Below are 15,217 nucleotides of genomic sequence, written 5' to 3'. Positions count from 1 at the left end.
CTTCCTTGAGTGGGGACCTTGGGTGGGGGGTTTGGGTGGGAGGTTTGGGGCCGGGGTGGTGGTCAGATCCAGGCGTCCCGCCACTCGGCGGTCAGCCGGGCGGCGGAGGCGAAGTCGCGGGCGCGGAAGAGGACGGGGTTCTGCCCCGGCCGGAGCGGGAACCAGTCCGAGCCCGGTCGCAGCGCGGCCCGGCGGGAGGCCGTGCCCTGGAGCAGGACCGAGCGCGCGTCGGTGTCGACGAGCAGGAACTCGCCGTCCTGGAGGGTGAGATCGAAGGCCAGCTCCTCCCCGGTCGCGGTGTCGGTGACGACCGGCTGGACGCAGGGCCCGCCGATGCGCCAGACCGGCCAGGTGGGCGCGGTGCCCGCGTTCTCAAGCAGCAGCCGCCCGCCGGAGGAGCCGCTGCCGAAGTCCAGCGGGAAGGTGAGCGGGAAGGAGACCCCGCCGCTGGAGGAAGGCAGCGGGCAGGTACGGATGTTGAGGCCGTACGAGTAGCGCAGCGGATCCGGCGCGGTCATGGTCAGGGAGAACTCGAAGACCCCGGCCTTGCGGTCGGCGATCTTCGTCTCGGCGCTGAGCCGCACCAGTGCCCGGCGGACCCGGTGCGGCTCGGTGACGACGAGCGGTACGAGGCCGCTCCCGTCCGCGAGTACGGCGGCCAGTCGGTCCTTCGCCGCTTCCCGTACGGCCCGGTCCGGAGCGATCGCCGTACCCTCCAGGGTGATCACGCGGGGGCCCCGGTAGGAAGGGGCGTCGAACGCGCCGTTCCGCTCGGGCCGGTCGGTCAGCGTGAGCCGGAGCGGCGGGGTGGCGGCCCAGCCCTGCTCACTGGTGACCCACCACTCGACGCCGTCCTCGTCGACGGTGTTCCCGGCCCAGCCGTCCACCTCGAACACCGGCTGCTGGAGCTGCTGCCCGCTCATCGCTTCGCCGCCCAGGCGAGTTCGCGGGCGGTGATCCGGCCGATCTCGTACTCGGACTGCCCGGGTCGGGGGTGGACATTGACGGTGACGGGAGCTCCCGCGGCGGCACCTGTCGTACGACCGCCGCCGCGCGCGGCGATTCCCGCGAGCCCGTAGCCGGGCCCGATCGCCGCCCGCGCGGTCGCCGTGGCCAGCCTGCCGGCCGCCCCCGCGACCCGGTTCCCGGCGCCCTCCATCCCCAGGGCGAGTCCCTCCCCGATGTCCCCGCCGAATCCCATCATCACCTTGGAGGGCGAGGAGATCCCGAGAGCGCTGCGGATGGGCCCGGGAATCTTGTCGACGATGAAGTTCTTCACGGCGGAGAGAACGGCCGAGGCCTTGTCGCGAATGCCGTTGATGAGCCCCTCGACGATGTCGCCGCCCATCGTCCTGAGCCGTGAGACGAGCCCGGAGAGCGTGCTGACGATCCGCCCCGGCAGCTCCCGCACGAAGCCGACGACCCCGTTGATGCGGTCGGAGACGGCGTTCTTGGCCTGGGTGAACGCGTCGCGGACGATCTCGTAGACCTTCCGGACTCCCTGTATATAACTGACGACCAGATTGATCCCGAAGCGAACGACCGCGACGATCCCGTCGAAGACGGTCTTCCAGAAGTTCCACAACAACGTGAAATACGTCCTGACGACGTTCCAGATGATGGTGACGGTCTGCCTGATCACCTCACTGATCCGGGGCCAGTACCGCTCGATGATCGGTCTGATGTAGTTCATCGCCGCGCTGACGGCGTCACTGATCGCCTTGAACGCCCGTTGCACGACGGCCTGTACGGTCTTCGACTGCATCGCCATGTCGATGAGCTTGGTGATGAGCGGCATGACGAGGGCGAGGATGGCACCCATGACGTTGGCCTTCATGGCGGTGTTCAGGCCGCGCTGAGCGGTGGTCGCGGTACGCAGCCCCTGGCTGAACCGGCTGAACAGCCCGCCGCCCGAGGCCGCGTTCCGGCCCGCCCGCTGGACGTCGCCGGAGGCCCGGGCGGCCGCGGTCCGCATCTGGTCGAAGCCGCCGCTCGCCTGCGCGGCCGAGGCCCGCAGCCGGGTGTTGGCCGTGCTCGTCTGCGTCGCCGCCCCCTTGAGCCGGTCGACCGAGCCGGTGGCCCCGGTCACCGCGCTCCGCATCCGCGTCACGGCACCGCCGGTTTCGGTGGCCGCGGATCTCATCTGGTTCAGCGCCCGGGTGACCGCTACGAGGGACGTCTGCATGGTGGGTTGGCTCCGTCGGTGTCGCCGTGATGGTCGTTGTCGTGCGGGCCGTCATCGCCCCAAGGCGTCTTCCAGTCCGTTGACACGGAGTTGGAGGTCTCTGAGGGCGCCGTCGGCACCCTGCGCGCTCCGCTCCAGCGCGCTGACCCGCTGCAGGCCCGTCCCGACCTCCTCGTCCAGCTTGTGGACGAGCCTCATGCCCTCACCGACCTCGCCTTTCAGCTCGTGGACCTTCCCCAACGCCTTGTCGGTGTCGGTCCTCAGGCCTTGGGTGCGGCCCTCCGCGGTGTGCGCGACGCTACTGACCTCGCCGACCCTGGTGGTCAGGGCGGTGATGCGCTGGTGCAGCACCTGGTCCGCTTCGAGTAGCTGGCTCCGGAGGGCTTCGATACTGATCCGGAGTGCATCGGAGAGCTCTCTGCTCACCTTCAGGTCACCTGCGCCAAAGGCTTCCCGAATACCGGCGGCGGTGGTATCGAGGCTCTCCCGCACTCCGGTGATCAGGTTCCTGGTCGAGTGGGCGTCCTCGGTGAGACTCGTGAGCCGACTGTCCACCTCGTGGTCGCGCTTGTCCCGGGCGCGGTCCTCCAGCACCTTGTTGATACTCAGCTCGTGCTGGAACAGCCCGTACTCGAACTGTCCCCCGTACAGGTTGACGGCGACGCCGTTGGCTTCGATCTTCCCGCCGGTGACTTCCGCCTTCCCGCCAGTGACCGGCACGTTCGCGGGAAACAGATGCCTATCCCAGACGATCTTCACGACGGCGTCCTGGAAGGATCTGAACGAGGTGAAATCGAAGATCCACCGTGGAATGGCCCCGGTCGACTCCGAGGAAGGCATCGGTCGCTCCTTTCAGCCAGGCGAGTTCAGGAAAGCCACGATCTCCGCCGGGGTCACCCGCCGCGGCTCGGACGGACCGTCCGCCGACGACACCCCGTCCCCCGGCACCGGCCTCGGCACCGGCTCCGGATAGTCCGCCGGATCCGTGTCCTCGTCGCGGTTGACCGTCGCGAACATCCAGTTGGCGACGGCGAGATGGTCGACGACCGCCGCCAAGAGGTGGTCAGTGATCGTCCAGTCCGCCTGTTCGCCGTGGACCGCGCGGGCGTAGGACGAGTCCGCGGGCAGGTGTTCGGTCAGGACGCGCAGGCGGCGGGAGGAGAGACGGCCCCGGTGCCAGTCGAGGAGGTCGACGCCGTAGTGGCGGAGCAGATCCGCCTCCAGGGCCTCGGCGTGCTCGTCGACCAGCGCGCCGAGGCTCAGCCTTCCCCCAGCGTCATGCCCGTCTCGCTGCCGTACGCCTCCAGGATCGCGGAGACGTCCTGGACACTGACGTCGTGCTTGCAGAACCGCTCGAACTGATCGGCGCCGAGCAGCAGCCCCAGCAGCCCGTCGATGTCGTTGTCCTCCAGCGCGGCGATCTGCTTGGCGACGCTCCGCGGGAACTCGGTGGGCAGCCGGAACACATCGTCGTCCACCTCGAACTCCCAGTCCCTCCCGAGGGTTTCGAGACGCTGGGCACGGGCGGCGTTGACGTTGAAACGAGCCATGACGGGTGACGCTCCTTGCGATGAGCGGAGGGCGGGGAAGAGAGATCAGGCGGCGAAGTTCGCGTCCTTCATCAGGAACGTCGCCAGCGGGGCACCGTCCACCGTGGCCAGCGCCGTGAACGTGACCCCCAGCTTCACGGGGGCCGTCCGGACGAGGGAGACCTCCTCCGTCTCGGTCACCTGCCCCCGCGCGATGATCAGCCGGTACGAGACGTCGGTGCCGTCGAGGAACTCCAGCCCGAGCATCCGCTCGTCGAACTTCGGCTCGGCCGCCAGCTCGTACTTGTAGAGGCCGGATCCGGTCGCCGTCTCCTTCACCTGACCGCCGCCGAAGAAGAACGGCAGGGTGTCCTCGTTCAGTTGAAGGAGCTGGAACTTGAAGCTGAGGTCGCGGTCGGAGTAGACGAACCTCGCCGCGCTGACGCTCTGCCAGGTGTCCACGGGGTCCAGCTTGTCCTTCTTGGAGATCTTCACCCCGTCGGTGGTGGTGTAGCCGAGGTCCTTCCAGCCGGTCCCCCAGGCCGCGGTGGTGTCGGCGGGCGGGGCGGTGGCGAGCGGTGCGATGAGAACCCGGCCATTGCCCGCGACCCTGATCTCCTTGGCGTTCGTTCCGGCCATCACTGCTCCTTGAGGGGAGTGGGACATGACGTGCAGAGGAAGTGCTGCGGAAGTGCGTGCGGAAGTGCGTGCGGGGGGCCGGCGGTCAGGCCGGGCGGACCACCAGGCGGGTGGTGGAGACGTAGCGGGCGGCGGTGGCGTGCCGGTAGTCGGGCAGCCAGCGCGGGCCGTCCTCCTCGACGACGTCCACGACGGTCGCCGCGCCGTACACCGCGCCCCGCAACTGGAGCATCAGGGAGCGCGCGACCAGGGAGACGGTGTGGGCGGCGGGTTTGGAGGGGCCGTACACCTCCAGGTCGACCAGGGGGTTGTCCAGGCGGGGGTCCTCCGCCCAGGCCCCGCCGACCCGGGAGACGAGGACGGCACGCTGGGAGCCGTCGAAGCCGGAGGGCGGCTGGACGTCGACCAGGACACCCGCCAGCTCGCTGCGGTCCTTGAGCAGGTCGACGACCAGTTGCTCCACGTCCGGGAAGGTGATGTACGGCTCGCTCATCGCCGTAACTCCGTGTCGGCGGCCGCCTCGGGATCCGGCTCCGCCTCCGGCGCGGGCCTGGCGATGACTCCCAGGGCTCCTCGCGCGGTGGGGTCGTCCACCTCGACGACGTCCCCGGGCTCGTGCCCGTTCCACCAATAGGTCAGCTGGATCTTCTGCACAGCGCTCCCCCGATGTCCGGCTGTACGAACCCCCAAGGTCAACTTCGCTTGTTTTCAGATGAGTTGGCGCCCCTGGGGCCTCAAATGTAAACAGCATCCCAAGAGCAGCGTGAGCCACAGGACATCTCGAACAGGTAACGATTGCGTGGGACATGTGTACGGCAACGACTTGGCCCTCCCCCCACATGCGGGAACACCCGGCCTCAGGCCGGGTGTTCCCCCTCTCATGACCCGCGCGGACCGCGGAACCCTCAGCCGATCCGAGTCCCCGTCGCCGACAGCGCCTCCGTCACCGGCTGGAAGAACGTCTCCCCGCCGGAGGTGCAGTCGCCGCTGCCGCCGGAGGTCAGGCCGATCGCGTTGCCGCCCGAGAAGAGCGAGCCGCCGCTGTCGCCGGGCTCGGCGCAGACGTCGGTCTGGATGAGGCCGCTCACCGTGCCCTCCGAGTAGTTCACGGTGGCGTTGAGACCGGTGACCGTGCCGTCGTGGACCTGGGTGGTGGAGCCGCTGCGGGTCACCTTCATGCCCACGGTCGCCTCGGCCGCGCCCGTGATCTTCCGGGTGGAGCCGTCGTAGAGGTCCACCTCGCTCGGGTGGTCCACCGCCGAGGTGTACTTGACCAGGCCGAAGTCGTTGCCCGGGAAGCTGGACTGGGCGTTCTGGCCGATCACGTTCCCGGCGGAGTCCGACCAGGTGGAGATGGCCTGGGTGCAGTGCCCCGCGGTCAGGAAGTACGGCTCGCCGCCCTTGACCACGTTGAAGCCGAGCGAGCAGCGCCCGCCCGAGCCGCTGATCGCGTCGCCGCCGGCGATGAAGGGTTTGAACTCCCCCTTCGAGCGCCGCAGTTCGGCCTTCTCGCCGAGCCCGTCGACGACCTTGGCGAGCTTGGTCAGGCCGGCCCCGGTGACGGTCCTGTCGGCGGTGACGACGACCTTGTTGCTGACCGGGTCGGTCGCCCAGGAGGTGCCCGGGATGGTCGCGTCCTGCTTCAGCGCGGTGCGCGCGCCGTCGAGTTCGGCGAGGGAGTTGGCGACGAGTCTCGCCTTGGCCCCGGCCGCCTCGACGGCCTGCGCGGCGGTGTCGTCGAGCACGTTGACGACGAGGTTCTTCGCCTGTGCGTCGTAGTACGTGCCGGCCGTGTCGGTGCCGAGGTCGGCGGCGAGCGTCGAGGCGAGCTTTCCGGCCGCCGGGGCGGACAGGATCTGCGGTACGGCGGCCTTGGCCGGCTCGCTCGCGTTCGCACTCTGGAAGGTCACTCCGGCGGCGACGAGCGCGGCGACACCCGCGCCCGCGAACGCCGCCCGGCGCCTGGGTATGCGTCGGTGCTTCAACTCATGTCCTCCTGTGGGGGGCGGTCCGCGAGGTGGTGGGGACCTCGGGGACCGGAAGGCTGGTTGACGGCCGCCTACTATTCCGAGCCCCACAGGGAGCACACAAGGTCGACTTCGGGTCTCGCGTGCGCGGATGTTGTGCGCCCCTGGTATGCGAGGCGTTCACAATCGCCGCAGGAGGGTTCCCACTGCAAACACCACGCGCGAGTAACGGGCGGCGGACAGTGACACCTACTCCTGGCCGGAACTCGCCCCTGCCGGCCCACCGGCACCATCGGCCCCTGCCGCCGGCGGCAGTTGCTGCTGCGCCCGCTCCAGGAACCGCAGCAGTTCCACCGGGAAGGGCAGCACCAGGGTCGAGTTCTTCTCTGCGGCGACCGCCACCACCGTCTGCAGCAGCCGGAGCTGGAGGGCGGCGGGCTGCTCCGACATCTCCTTGGCGGCCTCCGCGAGCTTCTTGGAGGCCTGCAGTTCGGCGTCGGCGTTGATGACCCGGGCCCGGCGCTCCCGGTCGGCCTCGGCCTGCCGGGCCATGGACCGCTTCATGGTCTCGGGCAGCGAGACGTCCTTGATCTCGACGCGGTCGATGGTGACGCCCCACTCCACGGCCGGGCTGTCGATCATCAGCTCCAGGCCCTGGTTGAGTTTCTCGCGGTTCGACAGCAGGTCGTCCAGCTCGCTCTTGCCGATGATGGACCTGAGCGAGGTCTGGGCCATCTGGGAGACCGCGAACCGGTAGTCCTCGACCCGGACGATCGCCTCGGCGGGCGCGGTCACCTTGAAGTAGACGACGGCGTCCACGCGTACGGTCACGTTGTCCCGGGTGATGCCCTCCTGGGCGGGCACGGGCATCGTGACGATCTGCATGTTGACCTTCTGGAGCCGGTCCACGAACGGAATGACCATCGTGAACCCGGGCTCGCGCACCTCGGGCCGGAGCCGGCCCAGGCGGAACACCACGCCCCGCTCGTACTGTCTGACGACCCGTGCCGCGGCCAGTGCGTAGACCGCTCCGACGGACACGAGAGCGGCTCCGGCCGCCACCAGCGCCTCGACCATGCCGGCCCCCAAGGGGTGACTTCTACGGTCCTTCGACGGTAACGCGGCGTCCGTACAAGGGCGAGCCCCCGCACGCGAGTTGCGTGCGGGGGCCGCTGCCCGGAGCCGATCGGTGCGGATCCGTGCGGATCGTCAGCCGACGCTCACGCCGTAGTAGCTCAGCGCCTCGGTGACCGGCTGGAAGAAGGTCGTACCGCCGGAGGTGCAGTCGCCGCTGCCGCCGGAGGTCAGACCGTAGGCCACGGAACCGCCGTAGAGCGGGCCGCCGCTGTCGCCGCCCTCGGCGCAGACCGTGGTCTGGATCATGCCGTAGACGATGTCACCGCTGCCGTAGTTGACGGTGGCGTTGAGCGCGGTGACCCGGCCGCTGTGGGTGCCGGTGGTCGAACCGCGGCGGTACACCGTGGTGCCGACGCTGGGCGTGGCCGCGCTGGAGATGGTCTGGCTGCCGACCGCGCTCGGGTGCGCGATCGAGGTGTTGGTGTACCTGACCAGCGCGAAGTCGTTGGTCGGGAAGCTGTAGCCGACGTTGGTGCCCAGGACCGTGGTGTGGCCGGAGTTGCTGTACCAGGTCGAGGCCACCTCACCGCAGTGACCGGCGGTCAGGAAGTAGTACGTGCTGCCGCTGTGCACGTTGAAGCCGAGCGAGCAGCGGTAGGCGCCGCCGTAGATGGCGTCACCACCGGTGATCAGCTTCTTGAAGGTGCCGGGGGTGTGCTTGATGGTGAGCGCGCCGGAGTTGGTGCCCGCCTGCCGCTTGATCTTGGCGATCTCGGCCTTGGAGACCGTGGAGTCGACGGTGACGACGACACGGTTGGTCTTGCTGTCGACGGACCAGGCGGTGCCGGGTACGTCGGCCTTCAGGACGGAGCTGTTCACGGCCTTCAGCTCGGTGGTGCTGAAGGTGTGGGTGTCGCTCGCGCTCGCGGTGGGGACGGCGAACGCGGCCGCGGCCAGGAAGCCGGTGCCCACGGCGATCAGCCGGGTCCGTCTCGTGATACCGCTGCGGGGGGTCGTGCGCTTGATCCTCACTTGTCGTTCCCTCCCAGGGGAAGTCGGGGGCCCGCGTGGGGTCGGGGCCCGTGAGGCGCAGCCAGGGGTGGCGCCCGGATTCCGGACACGCAATGCCCCTGACAAGCGCTGAGGGGGAGTATTCGGGCGGACGACCGGTAGCCGCAAGGGCGCCTTTCAGCCGTGCGGCTGTGTGTGGACTGTGGGGAATTTGTGCGATCTCGTCCCTGTCGTGTCCCTCAGACCAGGAGCCGCTCCCCCGCCTCGACCGCGAGGCCCAACGTGTTCCCCGGCGGCGGGAACGGGCAGATGAAGTGGTCCGCGAAGGCGCACGGCGGCAGCTGCACCCGGTTGAGGTCGACGGTGGTGAAGCCGTCGGAGTCCGGGGCGGCCGAATAGAGGAACCTGAACCGGTAACTGGTGTGGCCGCTGGTGGGGTCGGCGAACACCGCCCACAGCCGGCCGTCGGCCTGCTCGGCGACCTGGAGCGTCAGCTCCCGGCCGGCCACGGTGAAGGCGAGCTCCCCGGCGAGCACGAGCGCGCGCTCCACGCCGTCCGCGGTGTCGACGCGGACGGCCTGCCGGTCGTCGTACGAGGTGAAACGGCCCAGCACCGACCAGCGCGGGTCGTAGGGGGTGGCGCCGATGCCCCGGAAGGCGCGGCGTGTCGCGGCGGCCGGGTCGTAGTCCCGTACGCCCCAGACGCCTTCGCGGACCAGGACCACCAGCCGGCGCTCGCCGAGGGTGACCCGGGCCGAGGGTTCACGGTCGGCGGCGAGGTGGATCTCGCCGGCGAAGGGCTCGCCGTCCACGGCCAGGCCGTCGGCCGCCGTCGCGGTGAGGCGGACACCGTCGCCGTCGGCCGTCCAGAGCCCGGGCACGCCCGGAAGCAGGCCGTCCGCATGGTCCTCGACCCAGTTTGTGCCGGCCAGGGCGAGCGGCCCGTAGGGCGCGGACACCTGCGCCTCGCGCTCCTCGTGCCAGCGTTTCCAGTCGCCGGACGCATCGACGGTCATACGATCAGCCTTTCCACATCTCTCGTCATGACTCACCTCATGTCTCTCGTATCTCCCGTATGGGCTCAACCTGTCCGCAACAGCCACGGGCCCCGGGATGTTTCAGGGGGCCGCGAACTGGCCCGCGGGCCGGGCCAGGCCGAGGTGCTCGCGCAGGGTGCCGCCCGGGTAGAAGGTGCGGAACAGACCGCGGTGCTGGAGCAGCGCCACGGTGCCGTTGACCAGCCGTTCCAGGTCGCGGCGCGGTTCGGCGGGGACGAGGTGGAAGCCGTCGGCGGCGCCCTCGCCGTGCCAGCCGGCGATCAGCTCCGCCAGGTCCACCGGACCGCCCCGGTACAGCGGCCCCCGCACGGTCTGCCGGGGCCCGCCGCCACCGTGCCCCGGCTCGGCCGCGCGCTCCCCGTCCCCCAGATCCACCAGCAGGCTCACCAGCACCCGCAGCGCCTCCGGATCCCGCCCGAACTCCCCTGCCGCCGCCTTGAGTTCCTCCCGTACGGCAGCGGCCTGCGCGGGGCTCGCGGCGCGCACCAGGGCGACATCGGCGTACCGGGCGACGGCCCGCCGGGCGGTTCCCTCGGTGGCGTCGGCGACCCGGACCACGTGGTCCGGCGGGAGGAGCCCGGTGTCGCCCCACCGGCCGATCCGGCCCTGGCCGACCCCCTCGACGGCGCTCTCGGGGGCGGCCGTCAGCGGCACCAGCCCGATCCGCCGGGTGGCCGGGACGACCTGCGCCAGCACGGCGAGCACATCGGGCTCCGGCTGCGCGAACCGGCCGTCGAGGGTCACGAAGTCCAGCCCCCCGCTCTCGGCCAGCCGCACCAGCTCGACATACCGCTCCGCGTCGAACACGCCGACCTGGTCCACGGCGGCCGCCAGGTGCAGCAGCCCCCGGCCGGACGAGCCGGTCATAAGACACCAACCTTTCCGAAAAGCACCCGAAAAAGCACCCGGAAACTCCCTCTCTTCACCGCGCCCCCGGCTTCACAGCACCTTCGACAGAAACGCCCGGGTCCGCTCCTCCCGCGGGGCGTCCAGCACCTCCGTCGGCGGTCCCGTCTCCACCACCCGTCCGTCGGCCATGAAGACGACCGTGTCGGCGACCTCCCGGGCGAACCCGATCTCATGGGTGACGACGATCATCGTGGTCCCCTGCCGGGCCAGGTCCCTGATGACGTCGAGGACTTCACCGACCAGCTCGGGGTCGAGCGCGGACGTCGGCTCGTCGAACAGCAGCAGCTTCGGCTCCAGCGCCAGCGCCCGCGCGATCGCGACCCGCTGCTGCTGGCCCCCGGAGAGCTGCCGGGGGTAGGCGTCGGCCCGGTCGGCGAGCCCCACCCGCTCCAGCAGCAGCCGCGCGCTCGCCACGGCCTCGGCGCGCGGCCGTCTCAGCGCGGCGACGGGCGCCTCGACGATGTTCTCCAGCACGGTCAGATGCGGGAAGAGATGGAAGTTCTGGAAGACGAACCCGATCCGCGTCCGCTGCCTCAGCACCTCCCGCTCGCGCAGTTCGTACAGCTTGTCCCCGGAGCGCCGGTAGCCGATCAGCGTGCCGTCCACGCTGATCGACCCCCGGTCCACCTTCTCCAGATGGTTGATGGTGCGCAGCAGCGTCGACTTGCCGGACCCGGAGGGGCCGAGGACGACGGTCACCTCGCCGGCCCGCACCTGGAGGTCGATGCCCTTGAGCACCTCCAGCTCACCGAACCTCTTGTGTACGGATCTGATGTCGACCATGACGGTCATGGGGTGTGTCCCTCACAAGTCACTGGGTGGAGGCGGACCGTACGGCGGTCCGGCCCGCGAGGTCGTGCAGGAAGGTCAGCGCCGCCCGGGCCGTGGCGTCGTTCTGCCGGAACGCGGGCCCTCCGGTCCGCGGCCGGGTGAACGCGCCGGGGGTACGGCCGTCCGTGAACGGCCCGAGCGCGAACCGCCGGGGATGCGGCCGTCCGCCCACGTCGAGGATCCGCCCGTCGGTGGGGTCCACCCGGAGCAGTCCGTCGGGTGTCTCGGCGGCCCCGTCGGTCTGCAGCTCGCGCAGCAGCGGGTCCCGGGCGCGTCCGACGGTGGGTTCGGGCAGCCGCGCCTCGACCAGGGCCCGCGCCTCGACGACGAACCCGGGCACGGTGTCGGCGGACGCCCGGAACACCCCGTCCTCCGCGGCCACGCTCATCCCGGCGCCGACGAATCTCAGCACCCCCGCCCGGGACAGCGCGAGCAGCTGCCGCAGCCGGGGGCCGGGCGGTCCGGAGGCCAGATAGCTGAAGAACCCGTGCCACCAGGACCCGATGTTCCCGAGCCGCACCAACTGCCCGTAGACGGAGAGCAGTCCGAGGAACACCGCCAGGTCGGGGCTGTACCCGGGATCATGACGGCGGCTCAGGTCCCCCTCGACATGGGCCCGCAGTCCCTCCTGGAACTCCTCGTGCGATCCGTACCGCACCCCGTCCAGCGGACGGTCCAGCGCGGCGAGATCGAGCCGGTCGGCCGGATCCGGTACGGCGGCCGCCACCAGCGTCCGCAGCTCGGCCTCGCCCTCGGCGGCGGCGTACTTCTCCTCGAAGTCCGGCCAGGCGACGGTCGTCCGCCCGGGATGGACGGTGAACAGCCGGTGGTAGTGGGCGAAGCCCAGCTCCTTCTCGACCAGCGGCCACACGTCCTGCCGGAAATCAAAGCCGTCCGGCCGGGCGAGCAGCTCCGCGACCTCGCCGGGTCCGAAGAAGCGGGGCAGCGGCGGGCGTTCGCCGGTCCAGTCGTACCCGATCTTCGAGTGGTACGGCACTCCGCGCCGCGATCCGACGTACAGCACCGGTTCCCGCCCGGACGGCACGTAGGTGTCGCCGTCGTAGCGTCCGCCCCGTCCCTCGGTGAGCAGCACCATGAGGTCGACGAAGGCGAGCCCGAACCCCCGGACGAGGACCGGTTCGCCGGGCCGCAGTGCGGACAGGTCGCTGTCGGCGGTGAAGTCGGGCGGCAGGTGGACCAGTCCGTGCGTCTCGGCGTAGGCGGCCAACCCGGCCTGTTCCGGGTCGAGTTCGGCGTCGAGATGGCCGAGGGCGAGGACGACGAGGTCGGCCAGGAGCGGACGCGGGCGACCCTCCAGCCACACCTGCTGGCGCCCCTCGCGCGGCCCGCTCACCCGCACGGCACGGCGGGGGTGGTGGTGGACGGTGACACCGTCGGGGAGGTCGGTGAGGGCACGGTCGTAGACATGGCGCAGATAGCGGCCCTGGATCTGCCGGTCGGCGAAGGTGCGGCCGTCCAGGCCCGCCCACTCGTGCAGGGTCGGCCCCTCCCGCACCGGTCCCGTCATCTGCACCGACTCGTCCGTGAACATGGTGACGTCCTCGGCGTGCGAGTTCATCCACAGCAACGGCGACTGGGCGGCACGCCAGATGCGCCCGGCGCCCGGCGGATACGGATCGACCAGATGGATGTCGAAGCCCTGGCCGGCGTAGAGCTCGGGCGCGTTGGCGGCGACGCGTTCGAGGAGTCCGGTCCCCCGCGGCCCGGCACCCACGATCACCAGCTGGGGCCTCATCGGGTCGCTCCCGTGCCGCGCGCGTAGTGCCTCTCGACGTAGTACTGGGCGATGCCCAGCACCGAGGTGACGACGGTGTACCAGAGGGTGGCCACCATCAGGAGCGGGATCACCTGGTAGGTCTGGTGGTACACCAACTGCACCGAGAACAGCAGGTCGTTGACGGCGATGACGCTGACGATCGAGGTGCCCTTGAGGGCGCCGATCAGCATGTTGCCGGCCGGCGGCACGATCGCGCGCATCGCCTGCGGCAGCACGATCCGCCGCCAGCGCCGCCACCGGCTCAGCCCGAGCGCGTTCGCGGCCTCGATCTGGCCGCGGTCCACGGAGAGGATGCCGCCGCGGACCACCTCGGCGGCGTAGGCGGCCTCGTGCAGGGTGAGTCCGACGATCGCCACCGCGACCGGGCTCAGCAGATCGACCGTGCGCACCCCGAGCACCCGCGGGTACAGCGCCCCGATGTTGAACCAGAGCAGCAGCTGCACCAGGATCGGGATCGACCGGAACAGCCAGACGTACCCCCAACTCACCGCCCGCAGCACGGGGTTGGCGGAGAGCCGGAACGCGGCCAGCAGGGTGCCGAGCGCGAAGCCCAGCACCATCACGACGGCGGTCAGCCACAGGGTCAGCCACAGTCCGCGCAGCACGGAGTCCGAGGTGAAGTAGTCGGCGACGACGCCCCACTGGAACGCCTTGTTGCCGAGGACGGAGTCGACGGCGAACCCGAGCAGCACGAGGACGACGACGGCGGCCGCCCACTGCCCGTAACGGCGCTGCGGGACGATCCGGAGAGTGTCCGCGTGCTCGGGTATGCCGGGAGCGGCGGAGGAGGTGGCGAGGGTGTCGGATGACATGCGAAGGCTCCGTGACGGATAGCTCGAGCACGGTGGATGCCTTCACACAGCGGCGCCGTCGCGCGGCGCCGTACGGCCGAGCCCCTCAGCAGGGCCGTCCGTCGACTTTACGGCGGCTTTCACCCTCACTGTCAAGGGTGTCCAGAGTGTGAGCGGCGCGTCTCAGGTCAGTTGACGGAAAACCGGAGACCTGTTCCACTTGGCCCATGCATCCACAGCAGTGGCTGGTCACCCGCTCCCACATCGACTTCGGTCGCGTGTGGTCCTGTTCCTGTTGAGCTGACCCACTGCGCGCCCCGCCCACGGCGGGGATTCCTCGCGTTCTCCCTTGCGCCGCCTTCTCCTTCGCCTTCACACGCGCACCCCTCCCCTCGCGCTCCGCTCACCTGCTGACCCCAGGAGACCGCCCGACGATGCGTACACCCACCCATGCCCGTTATAGGCATTTTGTCCACTTCTTTGCGCTCACCTCGGCCACGGCGCTGCTTCTCACCGCCTGCGGTTCCGGCGCCTCTTCCGGCACCGGCGCGCAGGGGGTGGCAGCCGCGAACGACAAGATCCCCACCACGGACGTGATCTCGGCGATCCGCAAGGACGACGCGGCGGCCCGGCTGCTGCCCTCGGGCACGACCGGCCTCACCGTCGCGGTCACCGTCGGCGGCACCCCGCCCGGCACCGCCTATCTGCCCGACGGGAAGACCCTGACCGGCCAGGACGTCGACTTCACCAAGGCCGTGGCGAAGGTGCTGGGCATCAGGCTCAAGATCGAGCAGGCCAGTTTCGAGGCGATCCTGCCCGCGCTGGACAGCGGCAAGTACGACTTCGGCGCCGCCAACTTCGGGGTGACCGACGAGCGTCGCAAGACCATCGACTTCGTCACCTACATCAACGACGGCCAGGGCTTCGCCACCCGCGCGGACAGCAAGCTGTCGAAGATCACCGACCTCAGGCAGCTCTGCGGGCTGAACGTCGCGACCGCCGCCGGCACCACCTTCGAGGCGACCCTCGAAGAGAACAAGAAGGTCTGCACCGACGCCGGCGAGAAGGCGTACACCGTGCAGACCTACGGCGAGCAGAGCGCCATCTGGTCCTCCGTCCAGCAGGGCCGCAGCGACGTCGTGATGTCCACCATCAACGGCCTGCGCTACGCGGTCACCCACCAGCAGGGCCTGAAGTTCCTCAACGAGTACCACCGCCTCGACGTCGGCTTCGCCTTCAAGAAGGGCACCGAACTGGCCCCCGCCTTCCAGTCGGCGGTCAACCAACTCATAGCCGACGGCACCTACACCAAGATCCTCAAAAAATGGGGCACCACAGCCTCAGCCATCCCCAAGTCCCAGATCTCACCCCCAGAACTGAAGAACTGACGCCACGACAACGCGCCCCGTCAGGGGCGCGGGG

Annotated in this window: 17 protein-coding genes; 1 reads left to right on the top strand and 16 read right to left on the bottom strand. The window is 70.2% G+C overall.

The features are described from left to right. Positions 1 to 62: 62 nt before the first annotated feature. The 16 genes from ACGFZS_RS27740 to ACGFZS_RS27665 form a co-directional block, all read right to left on the bottom strand. Positions 63 to 923, bottom strand: a complete 861-nt coding sequence (locus ACGFZS_RS27740; RefSeq protein ID WP_393797397.1) for a phage distal tail protein — start codon at positions 921 to 923, stop codon at positions 63 to 65. Beyond that, on the bottom strand, positions 920 to 2,185 hold the full coding sequence (locus ACGFZS_RS27735; protein WP_393797396.1) for a hypothetical protein: 1,266 nt from the start codon (positions 2,183 to 2,185) through the stop codon (positions 920 to 922). Before ACGFZS_RS27735 ends, ACGFZS_RS27740 begins: the two co-directional genes overlap by 4 nt. A gap of 51 nt (positions 2,186 to 2,236) precedes the next feature. Further along, positions 2,237 to 3,025 (bottom strand): hypothetical protein, encoded by a 789-nt coding sequence (locus tag ACGFZS_RS27730; RefSeq protein WP_393797395.1) that lies wholly within the window; start codon positions 3,023 to 3,025, stop codon positions 2,237 to 2,239. Positions 3,026 to 3,037: 12 nt separating this feature from the next. Beyond that, complete coding sequence (locus ACGFZS_RS27725) at positions 3,038 to 3,241, bottom strand: hypothetical protein (protein ID WP_393797394.1); 204 nt, start codon at positions 3,239 to 3,241, stop codon at positions 3,038 to 3,040. A gap of 203 nt (positions 3,242 to 3,444) precedes the next feature. Further along, on the bottom strand, positions 3,445 to 3,735 hold the full coding sequence (locus ACGFZS_RS27720; RefSeq protein ID WP_355723796.1) for a hypothetical protein: 291 nt from the start codon (positions 3,733 to 3,735) through the stop codon (positions 3,445 to 3,447). 45 nt (positions 3,736 to 3,780) lie between these two features. Next, positions 3,781 to 4,353 (bottom strand): phage tail protein, encoded by a 573-nt coding sequence (locus tag ACGFZS_RS27715; protein ID WP_365695303.1) that lies wholly within the window; start codon positions 4,351 to 4,353, stop codon positions 3,781 to 3,783. 85 nt (positions 4,354 to 4,438) lie between these two features. After that, positions 4,439 to 4,846 carry a hypothetical protein gene (locus ACGFZS_RS27710; RefSeq protein WP_393668317.1) on the bottom strand — a complete coding sequence of 136 codons (408 nt, stop codon included), beginning with the start codon at positions 4,844 to 4,846 and terminating at the stop codon, positions 4,439 to 4,441. Next, complete coding sequence (locus tag ACGFZS_RS27705; RefSeq protein WP_393797393.1) at positions 4,843 to 5,007, bottom strand: hypothetical protein; 165 nt, start codon at positions 5,005 to 5,007, stop codon at positions 4,843 to 4,845. Before ACGFZS_RS27705 ends, ACGFZS_RS27710 begins: the two co-directional genes overlap by 4 nt. 251 nt (positions 5,008 to 5,258) lie before the next feature. Beyond that, positions 5,259 to 6,338, bottom strand: a complete 1,080-nt coding sequence (locus ACGFZS_RS27700; protein WP_393797392.1) for a S1 family peptidase — start codon at positions 6,336 to 6,338, stop codon at positions 5,259 to 5,261. Between the two features lie 231 nt (positions 6,339 to 6,569). Beyond that, positions 6,570 to 7,397, bottom strand: a complete 828-nt coding sequence (locus tag ACGFZS_RS27695) for a slipin family protein (RefSeq protein ID WP_393797733.1) — start codon at positions 7,395 to 7,397, stop codon at positions 6,570 to 6,572. 132 nt (positions 7,398 to 7,529) lie between these two features. Beyond that, positions 7,530 to 8,429 carry a S1 family peptidase gene (locus ACGFZS_RS27690; protein WP_393537657.1) on the bottom strand — a complete coding sequence of 300 codons (900 nt, stop codon included), beginning with the start codon at positions 8,427 to 8,429 and terminating at the stop codon, positions 7,530 to 7,532. Between the two features lie 218 nt (positions 8,430 to 8,647). Continuing rightward, the gene (locus ACGFZS_RS27685) at positions 8,648 to 9,424 is read right to left on the bottom strand and encodes a DUF1684 domain-containing protein (protein ID WP_393797391.1); all 777 of its coding nucleotides are present in this window, start codon (positions 9,422 to 9,424) and stop codon (positions 8,648 to 8,650) included. Between the two features lie 102 nt (positions 9,425 to 9,526). After that, positions 9,527 to 10,333: an FMNH2-dependent monooxygenase gene (locus ACGFZS_RS27680; protein WP_393797390.1), complete on the bottom strand. Its 807-nt coding sequence runs from the start codon at positions 10,331 to 10,333 to the stop codon at positions 9,527 to 9,529. A 72-nt stretch (positions 10,334 to 10,405) separates the two neighbouring features. Further along, positions 10,406 to 11,167, bottom strand: a complete 762-nt coding sequence (locus tag ACGFZS_RS27675; protein ID WP_393797389.1) for an amino acid ABC transporter ATP-binding protein — start codon at positions 11,165 to 11,167, stop codon at positions 10,406 to 10,408. A gap of 19 nt (positions 11,168 to 11,186) precedes the next feature. Further along, positions 11,187 to 12,962 (bottom strand): FAD/NAD(P)-binding protein, encoded by a 1,776-nt coding sequence (locus ACGFZS_RS27670; RefSeq protein WP_393797388.1) that lies wholly within the window; start codon positions 12,960 to 12,962, stop codon positions 11,187 to 11,189. Next, on the bottom strand, positions 12,959 to 13,816 hold the full coding sequence (locus ACGFZS_RS27665) for an amino acid ABC transporter permease (protein ID WP_393797387.1): 858 nt from the start codon (positions 13,814 to 13,816) through the stop codon (positions 12,959 to 12,961). Before ACGFZS_RS27665 ends, ACGFZS_RS27670 begins: the two co-directional genes overlap by 4 nt. A 413-nt stretch (positions 13,817 to 14,229) precedes the next feature. Between ACGFZS_RS27665 and ACGFZS_RS27660 the strand changes: the two genes are divergently transcribed. Next, entirely contained in the window at positions 14,230 to 15,183 is a 954-nt protein-coding gene (locus ACGFZS_RS27660; protein WP_393797386.1) for an ABC transporter substrate-binding protein, read from the top strand. Positions 15,184 to 15,217 lie beyond the last annotated feature (34 nt).

The organism is Streptomyces sp. NPDC048288 (assembly GCF_043201555.1).
Taxonomy (GTDB): Bacteria; Actinomycetota; Actinomycetes; order Streptomycetales; family Streptomycetaceae; genus Streptomyces.
This window is presented reverse-complemented; position numbering and strand designations above follow the sequence as displayed.